The sequence below is a fragment of the Porphyromonas gulae DSM 15663 genome (genome assembly GCF_000378065.1).
GTDB lineage: Bacteria > Bacteroidota > Bacteroidia > Bacteroidales > Porphyromonadaceae > Porphyromonas > Porphyromonas gulae.
In genome coordinates this window covers 48,324-67,857 of the sequence record NZ_KB899157.1, presented here as the reverse complement: position 1 = coordinate 67,857, position 19,534 = coordinate 48,324, and the positions used below count along the sequence as shown (strand labels likewise).

The window sequence follows — 19,534 nt, the reverse complement described above, 5'->3', positions numbered from 1 at the left end:
CTTCGAAACAATCTTTTGATCAAGCACTCCTTTCTGTAGACCGAGCCGTGCGCATGTACAACGAGGCGCGTCCACATCAAGCTCTAAGGGCGAAAACGCCTATGCAAGTCATTGCACCGGAGTCTGAAAATCCGTTACTGGCAAGGATCGAACATTGGCCGGAGATTGCCCCCGAGCTATACCGAAGAATGAATGTCAGACAAAAAGCTAACTTTGCTCGTGTCAACCGAAATTAGACCTAAGGGTAAGGGCTGTCAACCTAAAGTAGAATTATAGAAAGAACCGGTAAACCAATTGTAGAACTATCCCGCCAACTGTCAACTTTTTTCAGTACACGTCACAAATATTAGTGGCGCAAGAATCTACTAGTGATTTTGACAAAAACTACTAGTGGTGGCACCAGAATCTACTAGTAGTTTTGAGGTAATCTAATAGTAGTTTCGGCGAAATCTAATAGTAGTTTCAGACAGAAGCTCTAAAGGATCCAAGAATAGCTCGGGTCGGCACAGGGACGGGGCATAATGGCTATATCGAATTTTCATCTTTCATCGAGAGCATATCGAGATACTCTTCCCAGTCGGCATCGATTTCGCATTCTATCTTCAGCGGAAGTCTCTCGTAAGGAGCCAACACCTCATTGAGCCGTTCGCCGAATACTCGTTCCGTACGGGCATAATAGACCCAATACTTCGTTCCGCCTCCGGTATAATTACCGGTCATGATGGCCAGCTTATCCTTTTCCATAGCCTTGCGAACGATTTGCTCGATCTCTTCGATCTGTTTGCCTGCCGATTCCGTAGGCAGACCTTGCTCGTCGGCTTCATAAGGCCAGCGTATCTCGATTCGGATTTTCAGCTTGCCGCTTAGTCGGAATTCGTCAAGCTCCAAGCGCCCATTGACGAATACAAGGTTGCTCTTCTCATCCTCACTGATGGAAGTAAACCATTGGTCTGTTAGTTTCATTGTCGGTCGATTTTATTCTTTCGTTTATCGTATAGCCAGATTTGGATGGAATTGATTGAATTTTGCCATACCACATAGCTTGCAGGAGCGATAGAAGCTATAGGATTCAGGTAGGTGAGCGACATCCAAATGGCAAGTGACGTGTTTTTCTGTCCCAAAGCCTGACCGGCCGTCACACTTTCGTTCAAATATCGTTTGCTCAGCCACTTGCCCAATCCGAACTGCAGCAAACAGCTTAGCAGACCGCCCAATGCCAACAGCAGCTCCAAACGGATGCTGTCGGAGCCTTGTTCCATCACATAGCCTGTCGTTTTGGACATGATGATAGCCAGCGAGACGACCCACAGCCAAAAAGCTATTTGGGGAATGCGCAGGAGCCGGGCATGTGTCCGAGGAGCAGCAAAGCGTATAAGCCAAGCAGCCAGCAGAGGCACTGCCACCAGAGGCAAGACTCCCCAAAGAATATGGATGACGGAAGACCAAAACGGCATATCGGCATGTGCCGTACTCAGCGAAGAAAACAGCAAAGGCCCCAATACCGCTACTCCCATGTGGGTCAGTAGCACATACGTAGCACCGAAGGCGATATTGCCTCCGAGCATTCCGATGATGACAGACGAAGCCGTGGCAGCAGGACAGATAAAACAGATCATAACGCCTTCTGCCACGATGGGATCGAGCAACCTAAAAGCGAAAAATCCTCCTATAGCGAGCGTAATTTGTATAAGGGCTAATAGCAGATGCAATCGGGAGAAGTGCATATCCCGAGGGGAGATCTTCAAGAAAGTAAAGAACAGCATCAGAAAGATCATGTAGGGTATCAGAAAAGCCAGTGGCGACAGCAGAGGCCATGCCAATACGCCCAAGGCCATGGCGATGGGTAGTGCCAGATTCTTCAGTGTCTTCATTAGTCTCGATTCTTTTTGTGAGCTAACCATAGCCCCATAGCCCGACGAATGGATTCCAATCCGAAGTCTTCGGGGCTTATATCCTCCGGAGCCAATAGCACCAATTCGGCTGCATCGTCGTTCGCGATGGCTGAGGAAAAATCAGAAACTTGAGCTGCAAAAAACAAATCGGCCGTATGGACACGCATCCCTCCGTAGGGATAGATATTGGGAAGCGAGAAGAGATAAGATACTGCATCGACTTCTATTCCCGTCTCCTCACGGATCTCTCTGATGATACCCTCTTCCGCTGTTTCGTCCATATCCATAAAGCCGCCGGGCAAATGGAGTGTGCCTTTGGCCGGATCTTTGGCTCGGTGCACGGCCAATAGTCTGCCCGCGCTATCGGTGATGAAGCAAGCTGTCGCAGCGGAAGGATTGGCATAATAAACCAATCCGCACTGCGGACACGATTTGGCTTTCGAGTTTCTCTCCACAAAACCATCGTATCCGCAGCGCGGACAGTATCTGAAGGGTGCGAGCGGATGCTCAGCGTTTATTTTGCCTCCCATCCCAAAGCACTTGCTCCGAGCACAGCGGCATCGCTCTCTTTGAGCTGAGAGAAGAGCAGCTTGGTCTTCCCCCGGTAGATATTCAGCACATTCTTTTCCATGTGGTGGCGGATCGGATTCATCAAGAGATCGCCTGCTTTGGTCAGGCCACCGAAGAGGATGATCGCTTCCGGACTGGAGAAAGTGACGAAGTCCGCAAAAGCCTCTCCAAGGATAGCCCCCGTGGTCTCGAATATCTCCTGTGCAAGGCCATCGCCACTGATAGCCGCATCGTATACATCTTTCGAAGTGATCAGATCGGGCTGAATGTTCCGGAGCAAACTCTTGTCCGATCGGATATCCAAATATTCGCGAGCCGTACGGGCCACTCCCGTAGCAGAGGTATAAGTCTCCAGACAGCCTTGTCTGCCACAGCCGCACATGCGGCCATTGCGGCGAACGATCATATGCCCCAGCTCACCAGCAAAGCCGTCATGGCCATATACAAGGGTACCATTGACCACAATACCGCTTCCCACTCCCGTGCCGAGCGTGATAACGATGAAGTCTTTCATCCCGCGTGCAGCACCGTAGGTCATCTCGCCGATTGCCGCTGCATTGGCATCATTAGTCAGTGTCGTGGGGATACCCAATGAATCGGTCAGCATTTGGGCAAAGGGTATTTTGGTCTGCTTCCAAGGCAAATTGGGCGCAAACTCGATCGATCCGGTATAATAGTTTCCATTAGGAGCACCTACACCGATACCCTTTATTTTCTCTTTCCCTCCTACCTGTTCAATCAACTGATTGATACCGGCAGTCAGATCTTTGATATAATCGTTCAGATCGTTGTGCGCTCCGGTCTTGATGGACGAACTTATAACCAAATTGCCACGAGCGTCTACCACTCCGAATACGGTGTTGGTACCGCCCACATCCACTCCTAATACATAAGGCTTTTCCATTGAAACAGCGTGTTTTGATGTTCTACTTTTAGCGATTTCCACAAAGATATTTGTTTTTCTGTCTGTTATGTCCACAAACCGTTGTTGCGGATTTCGACGATAAGTGCATTTGGGACGACATCCATCGCACAAGTCGATCCTTAGGACAAGGAAACGATCCACCTCCTCCAACAAAAGCAGAAGCCGCAACGTAAGGATAGCTCCTGACGTTGTGGCTCCCTTTCTTGGGGGGGCGCTTTTAGCGGACGCTTATTTTTTGCCTAATGCCTCCTACCTGCACAACGTATAGGCCGGCAGCGATCGCGATCGTTGTTTCGCCCGCGATTTTTCCGGTCAGCAACATGCGACCCTGCAAGTCGAATAAGCGCATCGTCTCAGGCTGAGAAGTCGCTATTCTGATCCGCCCCTCTTCTCCACTGATCTCTATCGTCTGTGCATCCGGCACAGCGAGGGCTGTCATCTCCACGGTCACGCACGCAGGATCGCTTTCGACGCCATCAACGACTGCGCGGACGCAGTATTCGCTCGTTTGGGCCGGAAGAGGTGTCGTAAAACTCGTTCCCTCAACATTGGCTTGAAGCAGTGAGCCGTCTTTGTAGATGTTGTAACACGGGGAAGCCTTTCCATAGACCCGGACTTGCGTTACTACCACGGCGAACATTTCCGACGAATCGTAATGACGGAATGCTACGTATTTGGTCCCTTCCGGCAGAATTAGTTCGCGCTCCTGGAATTGATACCAACGTCCATCTTTCATAACACCCTTTGAGCTTGGAGCAATAAGCGTTTCGTCGAAGAGGTGGACAAAGTCCGCTGCCGATGTTCCCGCTTTAGAGATGAAGACACCATAGTGATCCGGCCAATTATAATCGCCCGGTGTGACCAAATAGGTAATCCGGTTTGCTCCCGAGACCTCGGGCGTAATCAGGTAGTTGTCGGGATTAAGATCGGCGAGTCCATTCCATGATGAGAACGAAATGGCAACATGCAATCCGTCGTACAGATAACTATTGCCTCCCGCACGCCAACCATTCCCGTCCTCGTCAGCATCTATGGCTGTCCACCCGGTGGGTAGCAGAGAAACAGGATCGTACTCTGTAAAATCTTCTTTCACGAGTAGGATCTCCCCGTTAGTTTCCGAAGCTTCCCATTTGAGGGTCAATTGATCACCGTCAATCTCGTATGTCAGATTTTGAACGGGGGATGACTGTTCCGATTGGTCAAAAGTCTGAGGTGGGGTGACATCCTCTTTGACAGCGAAATCAAAGGTTGAGCATTGCTCCCCATAAATGTTTTTCACTCGGGCGAGCGCTTCTGCTCGGGTCAGGCCTTGTGCAAGTAGAGACAGAGGCAGTACCAGCATAACGAGAAATGGAAGTAATCGTTTCATGACTATTGCATATTATATAGTGATTATGTGACTGATGCTCCCCCGAAACCAAGGGGAATCAAAGAATTACGTGAATATAAATAAAAAAAATTCTTTTCGGCAAAATCGATGTAAGATTACAGATTCTGCACATTCCGGTAGTCGCAGGCGACAGGGAGAATTATCTGTACGCTGTAGACAGGTTCCTCCCTTGTTTTTGCTATTGTGGACTATCGGGAATTACACGCTTCCCACTTGATTGTTACGACTCCGTCTACCACTTATCTTGATGTCGATCCACGAATAGAGCTTATTGCCTCCGTAATAGAACAAAAGTCCCGTGGCCAATCCGGCCAATACATCGATGAAATAATGTGCCTGTATATAGACGGTCGCCAGTGTCAGGCAAATACCGATGGGCAGGAGATACCAGAATAACTTCCTGCTGCTTCGGTGGAAGAATGCGAAGATCACCGTCGTGATGCCCACATGACTACTGGGAAAAGCCGCAGTGGGGCGTTCGCCCATTTGCTGCGACATATTGACCAGACGATAGAACAGTCCCTGATGCGCCACCTCCATCTCTTGCAGCTCCGGGTGTGTGGCAAAGTACTGACCGATGGGTGGAAATCGCCCTGCCGCTACGCTATCCCAGCCGATGGCGGGGAAGTAGAATTGTGGCCCGGCTACCGGCAGGAGGGTATAGATCAGATAGTAGACATAAAAAGAGCCGAACAGCACGAAAGCCACACGTTCGGCCTGCCTGTAATTGGAGATATAGTAGAAGAGAATGACTCCGACGATAAGTGCATAATAGATGAAGTAGCCGAAGTGGAGCACTTCGCTTATTATCCAGTGAGGGAATAGCCGGCTGAACCAAATAGCCGGCTGACTGAAACAAACGATCTGCTCGGCCCGGGCGAAGATATGATCCAGATTGTCGAAGTGCTGATTGAAGAGAAAGGTCTCCGGATACCAATAGCTGAGCAGCATTAGCTGAAAGATGATACGCAGTGCCCAAGTGAATCGAGAAGGAGAGCGATAATAGAGCAGTGCGAATATGCTTGTTCCTACAAGTATTTCCGCCCGATTGAGAAGCAGTGTGTCGGCATCGGGCATGGTGGGGCGCATGATAAGGAGGATGATCCCCGTGATGATGACGTAAAGCAAAGCCAATACCTCTGTGAGGATCAGTAGCCGATTGGCATAGGCTTGCCCTACGGTGGCAGAGATTGTCCCTGCTTTCCTCCGCTGTTTCTGCTGTCGTTTCATGAGGGTCGAGACTGGTGGCGTGTATAGAGGTCTTCGATGATACCATCTGCCAATCCTACGATAGGAGCAATGATGGTTTTAGCTTCGGTAATGTCCGCCACCTCAAGGAAAATCTCGGCTGCCGGGATGATTACATCCGCACGGTCGGGTTTGAGGTGGAAGCGCACCATTCGTTCTTCTGTGGAAATAGGCTTGAGCAGGTCGTAGGTCTTGTGCAGTGCTTCTACCGGCATGATGCTATAGCGGGAAGAACCCCTATCCGATCCGCTCAGACGGACAAGGCGATTGATATTGCCTCCCGTACCGATGATCGTAATGTCGGTATATTCTTTTGCAATGGCCATGAGTTCCGAGCGGAATGCTTCCCGGACATGGGGGCGAACCTTTTCGTTGAGCAGACGTACCGTACCGATGTCGAACGACTGCGAATGCTTGACATGAGTGTCGGAGAAAAGCGTAAGCTCGGTACTACCTCCACCGACGTCCAGATAGATGTAATTGCCTCCGTCGGAAATAATCTGTTCGATATGATTGTCCGAGACGAGGCGGGCCTCCTCATCCCCATCGATGATGTCTATATGGATACCCGTCTTCTCTCGGATCTGTGCAATCACGGCTTCGGCATTCGATGCGTCTCTCATGGCGGAGGTGGCACAGGCACGATAGTCCTTTACCCGGTATATCTGCATCATCTCATTGTATGCCCGCATGAGCCGTACCATGTTGTCTGCCTTTTCCTCTCCTATGTATCCTTTGGTAAAAGAGTCTTCGCCCAGACGGATGGGGACTCGCATGATCAGCACCTTGCTGAGAGGCTCCTCCATCCCTTCGCTATTGACACATTTGATCAGCAGGCGCACGGCATTCGAGCCGACGTCTATGGCGGCATAATGTACCTTTTCCATTCCTTAATGCTTAGTCGGGCAAAGATAGTCGTTAGCGTTCATTCCCACATCCATCTCTCCGCATGGTATAAAGTCAAACGAAAAGGGCTGCGCGAACAGGAGTCTCTCCTCCTCGCACAGCCCCGTTTCATATTTCGCTAAAGGGGTCAGCGACGCGGTTTGATGTCGAGCTTGACCGGCTTGATCATATTCTCCGGTGAGAGTATCGTATCCAGATCCTCTTTCGACAGGATGTCGTGCTCCAAGACGAGGTCGTAAACGCCGCGTCCCGTTTCCATCGCTTCCTTGGCGATCTTGGTCGAATTCTTGTAGCCGATGATCGGATTCAGAGCCGTCACGATACCGATGCTGTTGCGGATATACCCGCGGCATTCGTCCTCGTTGGCCGTGATGCCATCGATACAGAGCGTACGCAGCGTATCGAATCCGTTCATGAGCAGATCCGAGCTTTCGAAGCAGCACTGTGCCATCACAGGCTCCATAGCGTTCAGCTCCATTTGGGCTGCATCGCCTGCCATCGTTACGGTCAGGTCGTTGCCCATCACCTTGTAGCAGATCTGATTCATTACTTCCGGAATCACAGGATTCACCTTACCCGGCATGATGGACGATCCCGGCTGCATGGCGGGCAGATTGAATTCGTGCAGACCGCAGCGAGGACCGCTGGCAAGGAGACGCAGGTCGTTGCAAATCTTGTTCACCTTCACGCAGATACGGCGCAAGGCAGACGAATATCCTACCATCACGGAAGTATCGCTCGTAGCTCCCACCAGATCGGTACTGAGACGAATGTCCCAGCCGGTGACTTCGCGAAGGGCCTCTATGCAGTATTCGGCATAGTTCGGCTGAGCGCAGATACCCGTGCCGATAGCCGTAGCACCCATGTTCACGGTCAGGAACTCTTCGGCAGCAAAGTCGAGATTTTTGATTTCATCCTGCAAGATGGAAGCAAATCCGCCGAACGTCTGTCCCAGAGACATGGGCACAGCATCTTCGAGCTGAGTACGTCCCATCTTGAGTACATGGGCAAATTCGCGACTCTTGGCACGCAGCGACTCGATGAGATCCAGAAGATGGGGGCGGAACTTCAGATATGTAGCGTAAAGGCCGAGGTGGATAGCTGTCGGATAAGCATCGTTGGTACTCTGCGAGCAGTTCACGTGATCATTGGGCGAGAGGTGGGCAAACTCGCCTGCCTCGTGTCCCATGATCTGCAAGGCACGGTTGCAAATCACCTCGTTGGCATTCATATTCGTGGTCGTTCCTGCACCACCTTGGATCATATCCACGGGGAAATGCTCGTGGTGCTTGCCTTCGAGAATTTCCTTGCAGGCTTTCACGATGCCGTCTTTCTGGGCATCGGTCAGCAGACCGAGGCGATGATTGGCCACTGCAGCCGCCCATTTCGTCATGGCCAAGCCATTGATAAACAGGGGATAATCGTTCAGATGAAAATTGCTGATAGGGAAGTTTTCTATACCACGCAGCGTCTGTACGCCATATAGAATATGGCCGGGTATCTCGCGTTCTCCGATAAGATCGCTTTCGATACGTGTAGTCTTTTTTAATTCCATAAAAGGGGAATAGTATTTGATTCTTTTTTATAGTTGCACAAAGATACAAGTTATTTATGTACAGCCAAGAGAGGGATGCTGCGACTCTCGCCATAGAAAGGAGTGTTCGCCGGTTAGGGATATAATGTCGGGATCTCTAAGGAAGAGCGAATAAGCCTCGTTTCCTCCTCGATCATATTTCTTTTCGGTTCCCGACAGCACCTTCCTAATATGTGTGATCGGCCGATAAGACGGCTGCTTGCAGGCTCAATCCCTGATTGCTGCCCGTATGCGCATCAACTTCGTGAGCAGCCCTTCGAGCAGATCCAGTCGGAGCATGTTGGCTCCATCGCTTTTGGCCGAAGCAGGATCAGGGTGGGTCTCGATGAAGAGACCGTCCGTACCTACGGCTATGGCAGCCTTCGCGATGGTCTCTATCAACTCGGGTTTTCCCCCCGTTACGCCACTACCCTGATTGGGTTGCTGGAGCGAGTGGGTCACATCCATTACCACAGGAAAGCCCAACGAACGCATCGTGGGAATATTCCGGTAGTCCACCACCAAATCCGTATAGCCGAAGGTATTGCCACGCTCGGTCAGAATCACTTGGCTGTTGCCGCTGTCCAGGCACTTTCTTGCCACGAAAGCCATGGCTTCGCCGGACAGGAACTGTCCTTTCTTCACATTGACGATTCGCCCTGTGCGGGCAGCCGCCACGATCAGATCCGTCTGTCGGCAGAGGAAAGCCGGTATCTGGAGTACGTCCACGTACTCGGCGGCCATAGCCGCTTCGTGAGTCTCATGTATGTCCGTGACCGTCGGAACACCGAACTCCCGGCCTACCTTGCCGAGAATGCGAAGAGCCTTTTCGTCGCCTATGCCGGTGAAGGAATCTATACGCGAGCGGTTGGCCTTGCGGTACGATCCCTTGAATATATAGGGGATGCCCAGTCGGGAAGTCACCTCTACTATTCGCTCTGCGATGTGCAGTGCCATGTCTTCGCTCTCTATGGCACAGGGTCCTGCCATCAGAAAGAATGAGTCCGCTGTCTGTAGTCTCTCGTATAAGGAGTTGGAGTTCGTCATCGTTTCGGAAGTTATAAATCGTTTCTGTCAGCCAAAAGTACAAAAAGCCCTTCCTTAATCAATAGAGAGTAGCTGATTCCGTCGATCGGCCGGCCAAGAATCAAGGGGAAAAGTGCTCAGAACAAGTAAAAAATGACCATCACGGCTATGCATGAATGAATAACGGCAGCCTATGTTCTCTTTCGTTATTCGATGAGTATAAGGTAAAAGCAAAATCTTTCGGCATGGGTCATTTTCGAGACTAAAAAAACGGAATATTCACTGAAAAATATGCACCAAAAAAGTTTTCAACAACGAAGAAGTGTTTGGAATGATTCCAAATAAGCACTTCTGAGAGATCGGAATTCGAAGGAAAAGGGATCGCATGACAGCCTTTTTTCAGATCGAAGAGCTCTTTTTATTAGTTCGATGAACAATCTATATACAAATCATTTTCGATTTATATATAAATCGTTTTCATTTTGTATATAAATGATTTTCAATAAATATATGAATCGAAAATGATTTGTATATAAATTGCAACTCCCCAAAGGCTTTTTCTTGAGTGGATAAAACAGAGGCACCCGTCGGATTTTCCCTTGAATCCGACGGGTGCCTTATGTATCAGGTGAGCTATCGAAAGACTATACGGCCTTACTCCTCATAGAATACCCCCCCTTGTCCGCATGCTGCGATGGCATATGCTTATACAGGCAGGACACGATAGACCTACGACCAAAGGTGTAATATAGGAATCGGAGTACATATCTGTTTTCATTGAGTTGCGAGTAAAGTTTTTTCGTTGATAAATTAGCTTTCTCCAATATATGGACATACATTCATGAGGGTTTTCTCATCGCTCTGCAAAAGTAGCAAAAAAGCTCCATCCCGGCGAATCCGATTCGGATACTCAATCAAGTGTACAAATAAAAACGAACCAATGGCTTTCGCTCTTGGTTCGTATTTTAATGAATTGAGGTCGGTTATATAGCCCGACTACGTCGTTTCGTTTGCTGAAAATATGCCGAGATATGACTCAGCCGATGTCTTCAAATGTTAGCCAAGTCTCGGTTTGTTTCCTGCTATTAGGGCCTGATTCGGCATCAGTAGTGGAATGTGCTTCCTCCGAGGAATTCACGCATCAGAGAGTTGTTCGGGAGCAGACGTGCCGGTATCATGCGGAAACTGCTCAAAAAGCGTAGTAATCTGCGGGCTTCAGCATATTCCGGTTCGTTACGAGGGATTGCCTGTAAGATCGGCTCCGCATAAGCTCGCAAAACAGCTAACTCGTAGAGCATAGCACTATTGAACATGACATGTGCATTCTCTTGGAACGGGAATACCCATTTTTCCTCTCCTCGCCGGACACTCTGCCAACGACGCAATGTATCCAGACCGGAGTAATTGCGATAGCGATAGTCACGCACCAATCGCCTGATCAGTCGGTTGTCTGTACTGGGGATTCGATTGTGTGCATCCAATCCTATTGCTGTGAGAGCACTCACATAGATCTTATACGTACTTGATTCTGGCACACCGGGTATCAGTTCCGGATTCAGTGCATGAATGCCTTCGAGGATTAGGATGTCTCCGTCTTTCAGCTGTATGGTATTTCCTTTGTACACCCTCATGCCGGTTGTGAAGTCATAGGTGGGCAGACTCACTTCCTCGCCGGCGATCATCTGCTTCAGATCCTTATTGAAAAGAGGTAGATCCAATGCGTAGAGCGATTCGAAATCATAGTCTCCGGATTCATCCCGTGGCGTATCCTCGCGGTTGATGAAATAGTCATCAAGCGAAAGTCCGTAGGGGCGAATATAATTGGTCAGGAGCTGCGTTTGCAGTCTTTTGCAGAAAGTGGTTTTACCCGAGGAAGAAGGTCCCGATATCAGTACTACCCTGACGCCTTCCTTATATTTATGTGCTATATCATCAGCTATAGCGGCGATCTGCTTCTCCTGCATAGCTTCCGACACTTGTACCATCGTGGATATGTCGTTTCGGTCGATAGCCTTGTTCAGGCTGCCCACGTGGGTCACTTGCAGAATATCCAAAAGCCGATCGTGGTCGGCGAATACCTGCCTCATCATCGGTTGGGGTACGAATGGAGCCAGCTCCTCCGGCTTGTCTCGTCTCGGAATACGCAGAAGGGCTCCGTCCAAATAAGGCTCCAAGCCGAACAGCCCGATATAGCCGGTCGAGGGAGTGAGGCTACCATAATAATGATCGGGGTAGCCATCCAAATCATAATAACGCGAATAAGGCATACCGCCGGTCTCCAGCAAATCGGCTTTGTCCTGATAACCCATCGAACGGAACATGGCCGCCACCTCTTCGGTGCGCTCGCAATGTGCTTGGAAGGGTATGTCTGCGGCTATAAGCGACTCCATTCGCTCCTTGATCCGCACGATCTCTCCGGGTGTGATGATGTGGGCATTTTTGATCTGACAATAGTAGCCGTTGGACAATGAATGCTCGATGAAGAGCTTACTCCCGGGCAATATGTCTGCAACAGCCTTGCTTAGTATGAAGCTGAGCGTTCGGACGTAAGTTCGCATACCCGATTCGTCCGAAAAAGAGGCGAACAGGACATCGGACGGTTCGTATAGTCTGAAGCCGAGATCTCGGGTACAATGATTGACTTGTGCATTGAAGGGACGAAAGCCCAAATCGTCTTGAAAGTGCTCTGCCACTCGCTCTAAAGATATGCCATGGGGAAACTCTTCGTAGCGATCGAGATTGTCACAGTAGATGCGGATTTTATCCATAATGATTAACTATTTCAGTTATATTTGTGCGTGAAAGGTACGAAATCTGGCGTAACCTTCGACTACTTAGGTAAACCAAACACAAGTTTTATGGCTGTAGAAATAAGAGAAGTATTGGACAAAGCCGAACTGAAGAAATTCGTTCAGTTCAATATAGATCTCTATAGAAATAATCCCTACCACGTGCCGGGGCTGATCGATGATGAGATGATGACCTTGGACAAAGATCGCAATCCGGCTTTTGAGTTCTGCGAAGCCATCTATTTCTTGGCTTATCGTGAAGGGCGGATCGTGGGACGCATCGCCGGTATGATCAATCACCGTGCGAATGAAACTTGGAATCAGAACAACGCTCGCTTCGGATTCGTCGATTTTATCAACGACAATGAGGTCGTAGATGCCCTTTTCCATGCCGTATCCGAGTGGGCGCGCTCCAAGGGAATGGATATGCTGCAAGGGCCAATGGGATTCACTGATATGGACCACCAAGGGATGCTTATCGAAGGCTTTGACCAGCTGGGTACGATGGCTACCATTTACAACTACGCTTATTACCCCAAACAGCTTGAGCGTCTGGGATTCATCAAAGATCAGGATTGGAAGGAGTATAAGATCTTCGTACCATCGGAAATTCCGGAAAAGCACCGTCGCATTTCCGAGATCGTACGCCAAAAGTACGGACTCAAGACACTCAAATTCCGGACACGCAAAGAGGTCATGCCCTATGCCCACCGCATATTCCGCACCCTCAATAAGGCTTATAGTCAGCTTTACGGCTTCTCCGAATTGTCCGAAGCTCAAATAGACTACTATGTCAATATCTATATCCCGATGGTGCGGCTCGACTTCGTGACGGTGATCGTCCGTGAAGAAGACGACGAAGTGATTGCTTTCTCCATCACCATGCCCAATCTCAGCCGAGCACTCAAGAAAGCGAAAGGAAGTCTCTGGCCTTTCGGATTCGTCCATCTGCTCAAAGCTCTCAAGGGTAGACCTCGTGTGGTCGACCTGTACTTGATCGGCGTATTGCCGGAATATCAAAACAAAGGTGTGAATGCCCTTATCTTCGATGATATGATCCCTATCTTCCAAAAGAACGGAGTGGAGTATGCAGAGAGCAATCCCGAATTGGAAACCAATATGGCCGTACAGATGCAGTGGAACTACTTCGAACGTAAACACCACAAAACGCGTCGGGCATTTATCAAACGGCTCTGAAAACACAGGCTGATATGGTGTCGGCAGTTGCCGATGGCAGTATTTTTTGAGGAAGCGGCCGGAAAGGAAATGAACTTTTTGGCTGCTTTTTCGTTTTTATAAGCAAGTAGAACAAGAACAAACTCAAACGAAACAAGATGAAAAAGAACATTTGCACAAAAGCCATCCTCTTGGCTTCTCTGCTGCTCCTCTCAGTCGGGACAATGACTGCATCCTGTACTTCCAAGAATGACACTCGTCAAGAAGAAACCGTCTCTGCCGATAGCAAGGGAGAGAAAGGAGGCAAAATCATCCATATCACGGCTGAATACATGCGCGAACATATATATGATTACACAGCCAATCCCCAAGAATGGGTCTATAAAGGTGATAAGCCTGCTATTATAGACTTCTATGCCGACTGGTGTGGCCCGTGCCGCAGCCTTTCGCCCAAATTGGAAGAGGTGGCCAAGAAATATGCCGGTAAGCTCACCGTCTATAAAATCAATGTGGACAAAGAAAAAGAGTTGGCAGGGATTTTCGGTGTCAGAAGCATTCCGATGGTTCTTTTCGTACCGGTAAAAGGAATACCGACACAAACGATGGGCAATCTGCCGATGGAGAACATCGAAGAGGCTATTGCCAAGATCATGCAATAATCAGAGTCTCACCACAAAGAGACCATAAAGACAAAAGCCTGTCCGTGTATGCCCTATCGGCAAAGCATGGACAGGCTTTTTCGTGGCTAGTCCTCAGCCACCGTTATATGAGATTTATATTCGCAGCTTCTATCTACCCGCCAAAAAGATATATTTTTGCCGATGAAATAATTGTCTCCCCTTTCTTATCTTTTACCACTATGCGTTGGTTCATACTTTGTCTCCGCAAATATGTCGACTTCAAGGGCCGTGCCCGTCGGAAAGAGTTCTGGTTCTTTACCCTGTTTTATCTCATTGCTTTGATTATACCGCTGGCAGTGGCCATCCCTCTTGCTGTCATTTTTCGTCATACGATCGATACAAATCTTGCTGTAAGAATATTCACGGTCGTGGAGGTCTTGGTGTATCTTTCCCTCTTGTTACCGGCTTATGCCGTAACGGTCAGACGTCTGCATGACACGAATAGAAGCGGTCTATGGGTACTGGCATCGATTGCCCCAAGGGTTTTAGCAGAAGGTTTAACTGCAATTTTCGGTCAGCGATGGCTTCTTCAGATTATCGATGGAGAGTTTCCGACCTTGTTGATGATCAACATGTTCCTGGGCCTTACCAATCTTTGCGTCTCTATCCTTATTCTGATCATGATGTGCGAAAAAGGTACAAAAGGTGAAAATCGCTTCGGCCCCGATCCCCTATCGGACGGAAGCGAAGTGCTTATGGAGGCTGAGTCGGGGAAATAGGCCTGCCCCCAATGCAAGAGTATGGCGTTGAAGCTCTTGCAAAGAACAGCCGATACACTCAGCTGCCTCATAATACCATTCCCGAATATCCTTTATATTCTCATCGGTTTCCAGCAGAGCGATACCGGATTCATAAGACAGACGAAGAGCTTCGGGACTGAACCGGCAACCAAAGCTCAGAAATAGACCCGCATGAATAAGCTGCCGGGCCTGTTCTTCTCCTCCCCGAAAACCATGAACGATCCACGGCTGTGAAGGCTTTACCTGCTTTTTGATCGCCAAAAGATCATCCCATGCTCGTACTATGTGCAGTAACACCGGTATGCCAAACTCTTCGCTCAGATCGATTTGATCGAGGAAAGCCTTTCGTTGCCTTTCGTACGGTGTACTGCACACCTTATCCAGCCCACATTCTCCCAGAGCAACAACCTCGCTGCAGCCCAATCCTTCACGAACAGCAACCAACTCTCCGCTATAATCCTCGGATACACTCCACGGATGAATGCCGATGGAGCAAAAAGTATTCGGAGATATGGTTTCATTCGGTTGTAGATTCCGAATTCGAATGATCTCGTTATCATTGCGAGCCGACGAATGGGTATGAATGTCGAGAAATACCATATACCAGAGATTAAGTGAAGAAAACTTTTTACGGAACGGGGTCATAGCCGCTTCCACCCCACGGATGACAGCGGAGAATACGCTTGATGCTCAGCCATAGCCCTTTGCCCGGGCCATATTTGCGTAAGGCTTCGATGGCATAGGACGAACATGAGGGGGTAAACCGGCATGAAGGCGGTGTAAGTGGCGATATAAATCGCTTGTAGAAGAAAATGGGGAGTAGTAAGAGTTGTACGAGCAAAGCCTTGATCAGTCGCATGGTATTTATTCGCTTTTCAATGCCGATGAAGGTATATTTCCGGCAATTCTGATCAGACTCTTTTGCATCGCTCTCTCCACTGTACGAAAGTCGGGAAGCTCATTCGATACTACCATAAATGCAATAGTAGCATAGATCTGTCTCTCCTGGAGGGCATCGTTCAGGAGGTGTTTGTTGAGCCGATACGCCTCCCTGACCAAACGCTTGGCCCTATTGCGCTTCACGGCTCGCTTAAACCTTTTCTTCGCTACGCTTACCAGCATGGAGGAATATGCAGCCCGATACTCCGATCCCAGGCGGTAGACTACGCGTAGGGGATAAACGACAAACGCCTTGCCTTCGCCAAAGACCGTATTGATCTCATCGCGAAGATAGAGGCGTTCGCTTTTGGATAGGCCGAATGTAGCCGGAGAGGTCATTTCCCGTTGAGGTAATCCTCCAATGCCATAGCCATAGAAGGATATTGCTCGGTCGGCGCAGACAGATCGAGCCGCAGACCTGCTTCTTCGACGGCCTTGGCTGTCGTGGGACCGAAAGCTCCGATCTTGGTCTTACCCTGCTCGAATTTGGGGAAGTTTTTCAGCAGGGCCGTAATACCCGAAGGACTGAAAAATAATATCATATCGTGATCCAATGCCTCATCCGGTCCGAAATCATTGCTGACCGTACGATACATAATGGCCGGACTGAAACTTACCTTTTTGGCCGTAAGCATATCCAGCAAGTCGTGCTTATGCTCCTCAGCCAAGGGGACGAAGTAGGTTTCTTTGTTATGTTTGCTGATAACCGTCAGGAGATCTTCCAATTTGCCCGTTGCTCCGAAAAAAATCTTCCTTTTGCGATAGACGATATGCTTCTGCAGATACACTGCTACCGATTCGCTTACGCAGAAGTACTTCATCGTCTCAGGTACGGTGACTCTCAATTCTTCGCACAAACTGAAAAAATGGTCGATAGCTGTACGTGCAGTGAAGATGATGGCCGAATGGTCCAAAATATTCACTTTCTGATTGCGAAATTCTCTGGTACTGACGGATTCTACTTGGATGAAAGGACGAAACACGACCTCACAGCCATGTTTCTGAGCAATATCGTAATAAGGCGACCTACCCGCTACGGGTTGTGGCTGTGAAACGAGTATCTTCTTTACTTTTACTGCCATAGAGCCATTATCTCTTTATTGTTTACCGACCACTCCAATAGGGCAATCAAGTAAACCAACGGTAAAATTTCGTGGGCACAAAGGTACAAAGAAAGGTGGAAAAAACCTACTTCCCTGATCGAGAAGAATCGTATCGTTTTAGCGATAAGCACCAATCTCCACAGTATAAAAATGACTGGTAATAAGTAGCTTAGCCAGTATAATTGTGGCATATAAAGATAGATGACCGCAACGGGAAAAAGGAGTATCCCCCACATCCATTCGAGCAATGTGTAGCCCCCTCTCCAGATCATCTTAGTCTCACGATCTGCAAAGAAATAGCACCACAAGGCATAAAACATCCTCCACAGCCAAAAGAAAAAACAGAACAGGAAGAAGAGCAAAGCCAAGAAAAAAAGACTTTCCCACAAATCTAAATCGGTGAGTTGCCCCTTGTCGTCCAATATAAGGAAACAACAGATCGAGAGCAACAACGTGCTTTGGATACGGCCGATAAAGACGAAAAGTCGATAACTGATATACCGTGGCATACGAGCCAGAAAGACTCGCTCCTGACCATACAAAACGGCATTGGACAAGCGGAGGAAAAAGTGTGGAATACGGGTTGCGACCACGCCCAGAGCACTGAACAGCAAGAGTATCAGGCTGATCAATACGTCGTATATGATCTGTCCGGTCCAAAAAGGTAGTCCTGTCATTGCCTTCTCCTCATTGATTACTCTCCGGCTCAGCTGCCACTCCCTACCGGTTAGGATTCGCCCGCAGCATCGTTGCGATTGTTCCTCTTCCGGATCAGCTCTCCTATAAGACTGGCACCTACGGCTCCGATAGCGATCCAGAGAGCCTCCATCTTGCTGCTCAAAAGGCCTGCCCAAATCAGGATGAGGCCAATGAAAAAGACAAACAATCCAAGGATCAAGGATGCAATCGCATGCGCCAGTATCTTACGTCTTTTGTTCCTGTCCATCTGTTTTTCCGATTTATCCTGTCTCAATCATCCTAAAACTCGGATGTGAAGTGGAAACGTATATCGGGAAAATCCTGCTGTGCCATGTTCAGCACATAGCCCGAGTCCGCCAAATATACATCTCGTCCGGCAATATCTTTCGCCATATACTGCGATTTTCGCTTCTTGAAAGCCTCCAAAGCCTCCGGTTTGTCACTGTCTATCCAGCAGGCTTTGTACAGGCTGATCGGTTCCCAACGACACTGCGCTCCGTATTCATGCAGCAGACGGTATTGGATCACTTCGAACTGCAGCTGCCCCACGGTCCCGATAATCTTGCGTCCGTTGAACTGGTTGGTGAATAGCTGTGCCACGCCTTCGCCCATGAGCTGGTCGATCCCTTTGGCCAACTGCTTGGCTTTCATCGGATCCTGATTTTCAATGTACTTGAATAGCTCCGGCGAGAAGCTTGGCAAACCGCGGAAATGAAGCTCTTCGCCGGCTGTCAGCGTATCCCCAATCTGAAAATTGCCGGTATCGGGCAGACCGATAATATCACCGGCATAGGCTTCGTCCACTGTCTCCTTGCGCTGCGCCATAAAAGCTGTAGGACTGCTGAATCGAAATTGTTTGGCGAGACGGATGTGCTTGTAGTTCGTATTTCGTTCGAACCGACCGGAACAAATCTTCACGAAAGCAATACAGCTGCGATGGTTGGGATCCATGTTGGCATGTATCTTGAAGACAAAACCCGTAAATCCCTCCTCATGCGGATCCACTTTCCTCTCCACGGCAGTCACCGGCTGGGGGGAAGGAGCAATCTCGACGAAACAGTTCAGCAGCTCCTGTACACCGAAGTTGTTGAGTGCTGAGCCGAAGAACACCGGAGCAAGCTGTCCAGCCAGATATTCCTCTTTGTCGAAAGGTGGATAAACGCCATCGATCAATTCGATGTCCGCACGCAACTTATAGGCCTGACTCTCACCGATATATTGTTCCAACTCGGACGAACTCAGATCCTTGAAAGCCACGCTCTCCGTGATGCGCTGCTTGTCCGGGGTAAAGAGATTCAGCTCCTCCTCGTATATGTTGTACACGCCTTTGAATCGGGCACCCATATCGATAGGCCAGGAGAGGGGCCGCACACGGATCTGAAGCTCTTCCTCCACCTCGTCCAGCAGATCGAAGGGATCCTGTCCCTCACGGTCCAGCTTATTGAAGAAGACGATAACGGGAGTCTTGCGCATGCGGCAAACCTCCATCAGCTTGCGCGTCTGCGTCTCGACCCCCTTGGCGCAGTCGATGACGATGATCACACTATCCACAGCAGTAAGCGTACGGAAAGTATCTTCCGCAAAATCTTGGTGGCCGGGCGTATCGAGGATGTTGATTTTGTAGTCCTTGTAGTTGAATCCCATGACGGAAGTTGCCACCGATATACCACGCTGACGCTCTATCTCCATCCAGTCGCTGGTAGCCGTTTTCTTTATCTTGTTGCTTTTGACCGCTCCTGCCACATGGATAGCACCTCCGAAGAGCAAGAGTTTTTCCGTCAGAGTCGTTTTCCCCGCATCCGGATGACTGATAATGGCGAAAGTACGCCGAGCGTTTATTTCTTCCGAGTAAGCACTCATATTTCGGCTGATTCTATA

The 19,534-nt window shown here is 49.1% G+C and carries 21 protein-coding genes; 4 read left to right on the top strand and 17 right to left on the bottom strand.

What is annotated here, in order from left to right; translation table 11 throughout:
• Positions 1 to 236 (top strand): integrase core domain-containing protein (locus F452_RS10720; protein ID WP_155259039.1); only part of this gene is annotated, 236 nt, incomplete at its 5' end.
• Between the two features lie 289 nt (positions 237 to 525).
• On the opposite strand, the gene F452_RS0104850 is transcribed toward F452_RS10720, so the two are convergent.
• From F452_RS0104850 to F452_RS0104805, 10 genes are all read right to left on the bottom strand, one after another.
• Positions 526 to 963, bottom strand: coding sequence for a DUF695 domain-containing protein (locus F452_RS0104850; protein ID WP_018965113.1), 438 nt, complete (start codon positions 961 to 963; stop codon positions 526 to 528).
• Positions 960 to 1,871 carry a bile acid:sodium symporter family protein gene (locus F452_RS0104845; RefSeq protein ID WP_018965112.1) on the bottom strand — a complete coding sequence of 304 codons (912 nt, stop codon included), beginning with the start codon at positions 1,869 to 1,871 and terminating at the stop codon, positions 960 to 962. The genes F452_RS0104850 and F452_RS0104845 overlap by 4 nt, the downstream gene beginning before the upstream one ends.
• Positions 1,871 to 2,422, bottom strand: coding sequence for an NUDIX domain-containing protein (locus tag F452_RS0104840; RefSeq protein ID WP_018965111.1), 552 nt, complete (start codon positions 2,420 to 2,422; stop codon positions 1,871 to 1,873). Before F452_RS0104840 ends, F452_RS0104845 begins: the two co-directional genes overlap by 1 nt.
• On the bottom strand, positions 2,407 to 3,366 hold the full coding sequence (locus F452_RS0104835; protein ID WP_018965110.1) for an ROK family protein: 960 nt from the start codon (positions 3,364 to 3,366) through the stop codon (positions 2,407 to 2,409). Before F452_RS0104835 ends, F452_RS0104840 begins: the two co-directional genes overlap by 16 nt.
• 238 nt (positions 3,367 to 3,604) lie before the next feature.
• On the bottom strand, positions 3,605 to 4,756 hold the full coding sequence (locus tag F452_RS0104830) for a choice-of-anchor J domain-containing protein (protein WP_080637688.1): 1,152 nt from the start codon (positions 4,754 to 4,756) through the stop codon (positions 3,605 to 3,607).
• A 219-nt stretch (positions 4,757 to 4,975) separates the two neighbouring features.
• A complete protein-coding gene (locus F452_RS0104825) occupies positions 4,976 to 6,007 on the bottom strand; it encodes a phosphatase PAP2 family protein (protein ID WP_018965108.1) in 1,032 nt (343 codons plus the stop codon).
• A complete protein-coding gene (locus F452_RS0104820; protein WP_018965107.1) occupies positions 6,004 to 6,912 on the bottom strand; it encodes a Ppx/GppA phosphatase family protein in 909 nt (302 codons plus the stop codon). Before F452_RS0104820 ends, F452_RS0104825 begins: the two co-directional genes overlap by 4 nt.
• A 146-nt stretch (positions 6,913 to 7,058) precedes the next feature.
• Entirely contained in the window at positions 7,059 to 8,486 is a 1,428-nt protein-coding gene (locus tag F452_RS0104815; protein WP_018965106.1) for an aspartate ammonia-lyase, read from the bottom strand.
• Between the two features lie 246 nt (positions 8,487 to 8,732).
• Entirely contained in the window at positions 8,733 to 9,551 is an 819-nt protein-coding gene (gene kdsA, locus F452_RS0104810; protein ID WP_018965105.1) for a 3-deoxy-8-phosphooctulonate synthase, read from the bottom strand.
• Between the two features lie 1,082 nt (positions 9,552 to 10,633).
• Positions 10,634 to 12,298, bottom strand: a complete 1,665-nt coding sequence (locus F452_RS0104805) for a nucleoside kinase (RefSeq protein WP_018965104.1) — start codon at positions 12,296 to 12,298, stop codon at positions 10,634 to 10,636.
• Positions 12,299 to 12,388: 90 nt separating this feature from the next.
• On the opposite strand from F452_RS0104805, the gene F452_RS0104800 reads away from it, so the two are divergent.
• The 3 genes from F452_RS0104800 (at position 12,389) to F452_RS0104790 (ending at position 14,894) form a co-directional block, all read left to right on the top strand.
• Entirely contained in the window at positions 12,389 to 13,516 is a 1,128-nt protein-coding gene (locus F452_RS0104800; RefSeq protein ID WP_018965103.1) for a hypothetical protein, read from the top strand.
• A gap of 137 nt (positions 13,517 to 13,653) precedes the next feature.
• Positions 13,654 to 14,154, top strand: coding sequence for a thioredoxin family protein (locus tag F452_RS0104795; protein WP_026292198.1), 501 nt, complete (start codon positions 13,654 to 13,656; stop codon positions 14,152 to 14,154).
• A gap of 107 nt (positions 14,155 to 14,261) precedes the next feature.
• The gene (locus F452_RS0104790) at positions 14,262 to 14,894 is read left to right on the top strand and encodes a DUF805 domain-containing protein (protein WP_230587323.1); all 633 of its coding nucleotides are present in this window, start codon (positions 14,262 to 14,264) and stop codon (positions 14,892 to 14,894) included.
• Here the strand turns inward: F452_RS0104790 and F452_RS0104785 are convergent.
• The 7 genes from F452_RS0104785 to F452_RS0104755 are packed head-to-tail and all read right to left on the bottom strand — an operon-like array spanning position 14,847 to position 19,516.
• Positions 14,847 to 15,560, bottom strand: coding sequence for a TatD family hydrolase (locus F452_RS0104785; RefSeq protein WP_026292197.1), 714 nt, complete (start codon positions 15,558 to 15,560; stop codon positions 14,847 to 14,849). The genes F452_RS0104790 and F452_RS0104785 overlap by 48 nt on opposite strands.
• The gene (gene yidD, locus F452_RS11410) at positions 15,544 to 15,774 is read right to left on the bottom strand and encodes a membrane protein insertion efficiency factor YidD (RefSeq protein ID WP_080637687.1); all 231 of its coding nucleotides are present in this window, start codon (positions 15,772 to 15,774) and stop codon (positions 15,544 to 15,546) included. The genes F452_RS0104785 and yidD overlap by 17 nt, the downstream gene beginning before the upstream one ends.
• A gap of 5 nt (positions 15,775 to 15,779) precedes the next feature.
• Positions 15,780 to 16,193 carry a ribonuclease P protein component gene (rnpA, locus tag F452_RS0104775; protein WP_018965099.1) on the bottom strand — a complete coding sequence of 138 codons (414 nt, stop codon included), beginning with the start codon at positions 16,191 to 16,193 and terminating at the stop codon, positions 15,780 to 15,782.
• Positions 16,190 to 16,936 carry a uroporphyrinogen-III synthase gene (locus tag F452_RS0104770; RefSeq protein WP_026292195.1) on the bottom strand — a complete coding sequence of 249 codons (747 nt, stop codon included), beginning with the start codon at positions 16,934 to 16,936 and terminating at the stop codon, positions 16,190 to 16,192. The genes rnpA and F452_RS0104770 overlap by 4 nt, the downstream gene beginning before the upstream one ends.
• Positions 16,927 to 17,634: a DUF4271 domain-containing protein gene (locus F452_RS0104765; protein WP_026292194.1), complete on the bottom strand. Its 708-nt coding sequence runs from the start codon at positions 17,632 to 17,634 to the stop codon at positions 16,927 to 16,929. Before F452_RS0104765 ends, F452_RS0104770 begins: the two co-directional genes overlap by 10 nt.
• Positions 17,635 to 17,684: 50 nt before the next feature.
• Entirely contained in the window at positions 17,685 to 17,903 is a 219-nt protein-coding gene (locus F452_RS0104760) for a hypothetical protein (protein ID WP_018965096.1), read from the bottom strand.
• Between the two features lie 32 nt (positions 17,904 to 17,935).
• The gene (locus F452_RS0104755; protein WP_018965095.1) at positions 17,936 to 19,516 is read right to left on the bottom strand and encodes a peptide chain release factor 3; all 1,581 of its coding nucleotides are present in this window, start codon (positions 19,514 to 19,516) and stop codon (positions 17,936 to 17,938) included.
• Between the last annotated feature and the right edge of the window lie 18 nt (positions 19,517 to 19,534).

What these genes read in the sequence shown, in the direction of transcription:
- F452_RS0104785 (WP_026292197.1), bottom strand. Translation starts at nt 15,560, where the DNA reads ATGACCCCGTTCCGTAAAAAGTTTTCTTCACTTAATCTCTGGTATATG.
- F452_RS0104800 (WP_018965103.1), top strand. Translation starts at nt 12,389, where the DNA reads ATGGCTGTAGAAATAAGAGAAGTATTGGACAAAGCCGAACTGAAGAAA.
- F452_RS0104755 (WP_018965095.1), bottom strand. Translation starts at nt 19,516, where the DNA reads ATGAGTGCTTACTCGGAAGAAATAAACGCTCGGCGTACTTTCGCCATT.
- F452_RS0104845 (WP_018965112.1), bottom strand. Translation starts at nt 1,871, where the DNA reads ATGAAGACACTGAAGAATCTGGCACTACCCATCGCCATGGCCTTGGGC.
- F452_RS0104760 (WP_018965096.1), bottom strand. Translation starts at nt 17,903, where the DNA reads ATGGACAGGAACAAAAGACGTAAGATACTGGCGCATGCGATTGCATCC.
- yidD (WP_080637687.1), bottom strand. Translation starts at nt 15,774, where the DNA reads ATGCGACTGATCAAGGCTTTGCTCGTACAACTCTTACTACTCCCCATT.
- F452_RS0104825 (WP_018965108.1), bottom strand. Translation starts at nt 6,007, where the DNA reads ATGAAACGACAGCAGAAACAGCGGAGGAAAGCAGGGACAATCTCTGCC.
- F452_RS0104795 (WP_026292198.1), top strand. Translation starts at nt 13,654, where the DNA reads ATGAAAAAGAACATTTGCACAAAAGCCATCCTCTTGGCTTCTCTGCTG.
- F452_RS0104820 (WP_018965107.1), bottom strand. Translation starts at nt 6,912, where the DNA reads ATGGAAAAGGTACATTATGCCGCCATAGACGTCGGCTCGAATGCCGTG.
- F452_RS0104850 (WP_018965113.1), bottom strand. Translation starts at nt 963, where the DNA reads ATGAAACTAACAGACCAATGGTTTACTTCCATCAGTGAGGATGAGAAG.
- F452_RS0104815 (WP_018965106.1), bottom strand. Translation starts at nt 8,486, where the DNA reads ATGGAATTAAAAAAGACTACACGTATCGAAAGCGATCTTATCGGAGAA.
- F452_RS0104835 (WP_018965110.1), bottom strand. Translation starts at nt 3,366, where the DNA reads ATGGAAAAGCCTTATGTATTAGGAGTGGATGTGGGCGGTACCAACACC.
- F452_RS0104770 (WP_026292195.1), bottom strand. Translation starts at nt 16,936, where the DNA reads ATGGCAGTAAAAGTAAAGAAGATACTCGTTTCACAGCCACAACCCGTA.
- F452_RS0104790 (WP_230587323.1), top strand. Translation starts at nt 14,262, where the DNA reads ATGAGATTTATATTCGCAGCTTCTATCTACCCGCCAAAAAGATATATT.
- F452_RS0104840 (WP_018965111.1), bottom strand. Translation starts at nt 2,422, where the DNA reads ATGGGAGGCAAAATAAACGCTGAGCATCCGCTCGCACCCTTCAGATAC.
- kdsA (WP_018965105.1), bottom strand. Translation starts at nt 9,551, where the DNA reads ATGACGAACTCCAACTCCTTATACGAGAGACTACAGACAGCGGACTCA.
- rnpA (WP_018965099.1), bottom strand. Translation starts at nt 16,193, where the DNA reads ATGACCTCTCCGGCTACATTCGGCCTATCCAAAAGCGAACGCCTCTAT.
- F452_RS0104805 (WP_018965104.1), bottom strand. Translation starts at nt 12,298, where the DNA reads ATGGATAAAATCCGCATCTACTGTGACAATCTCGATCGCTACGAAGAG.
- F452_RS0104765 (WP_026292194.1), bottom strand. Translation starts at nt 17,634, where the DNA reads ATGACAGGACTACCTTTTTGGACCGGACAGATCATATACGACGTATTG.
- F452_RS0104830 (WP_080637688.1), bottom strand. Translation starts at nt 4,756, where the DNA reads ATGAAACGATTACTTCCATTTCTCGTTATGCTGGTACTGCCTCTGTCT.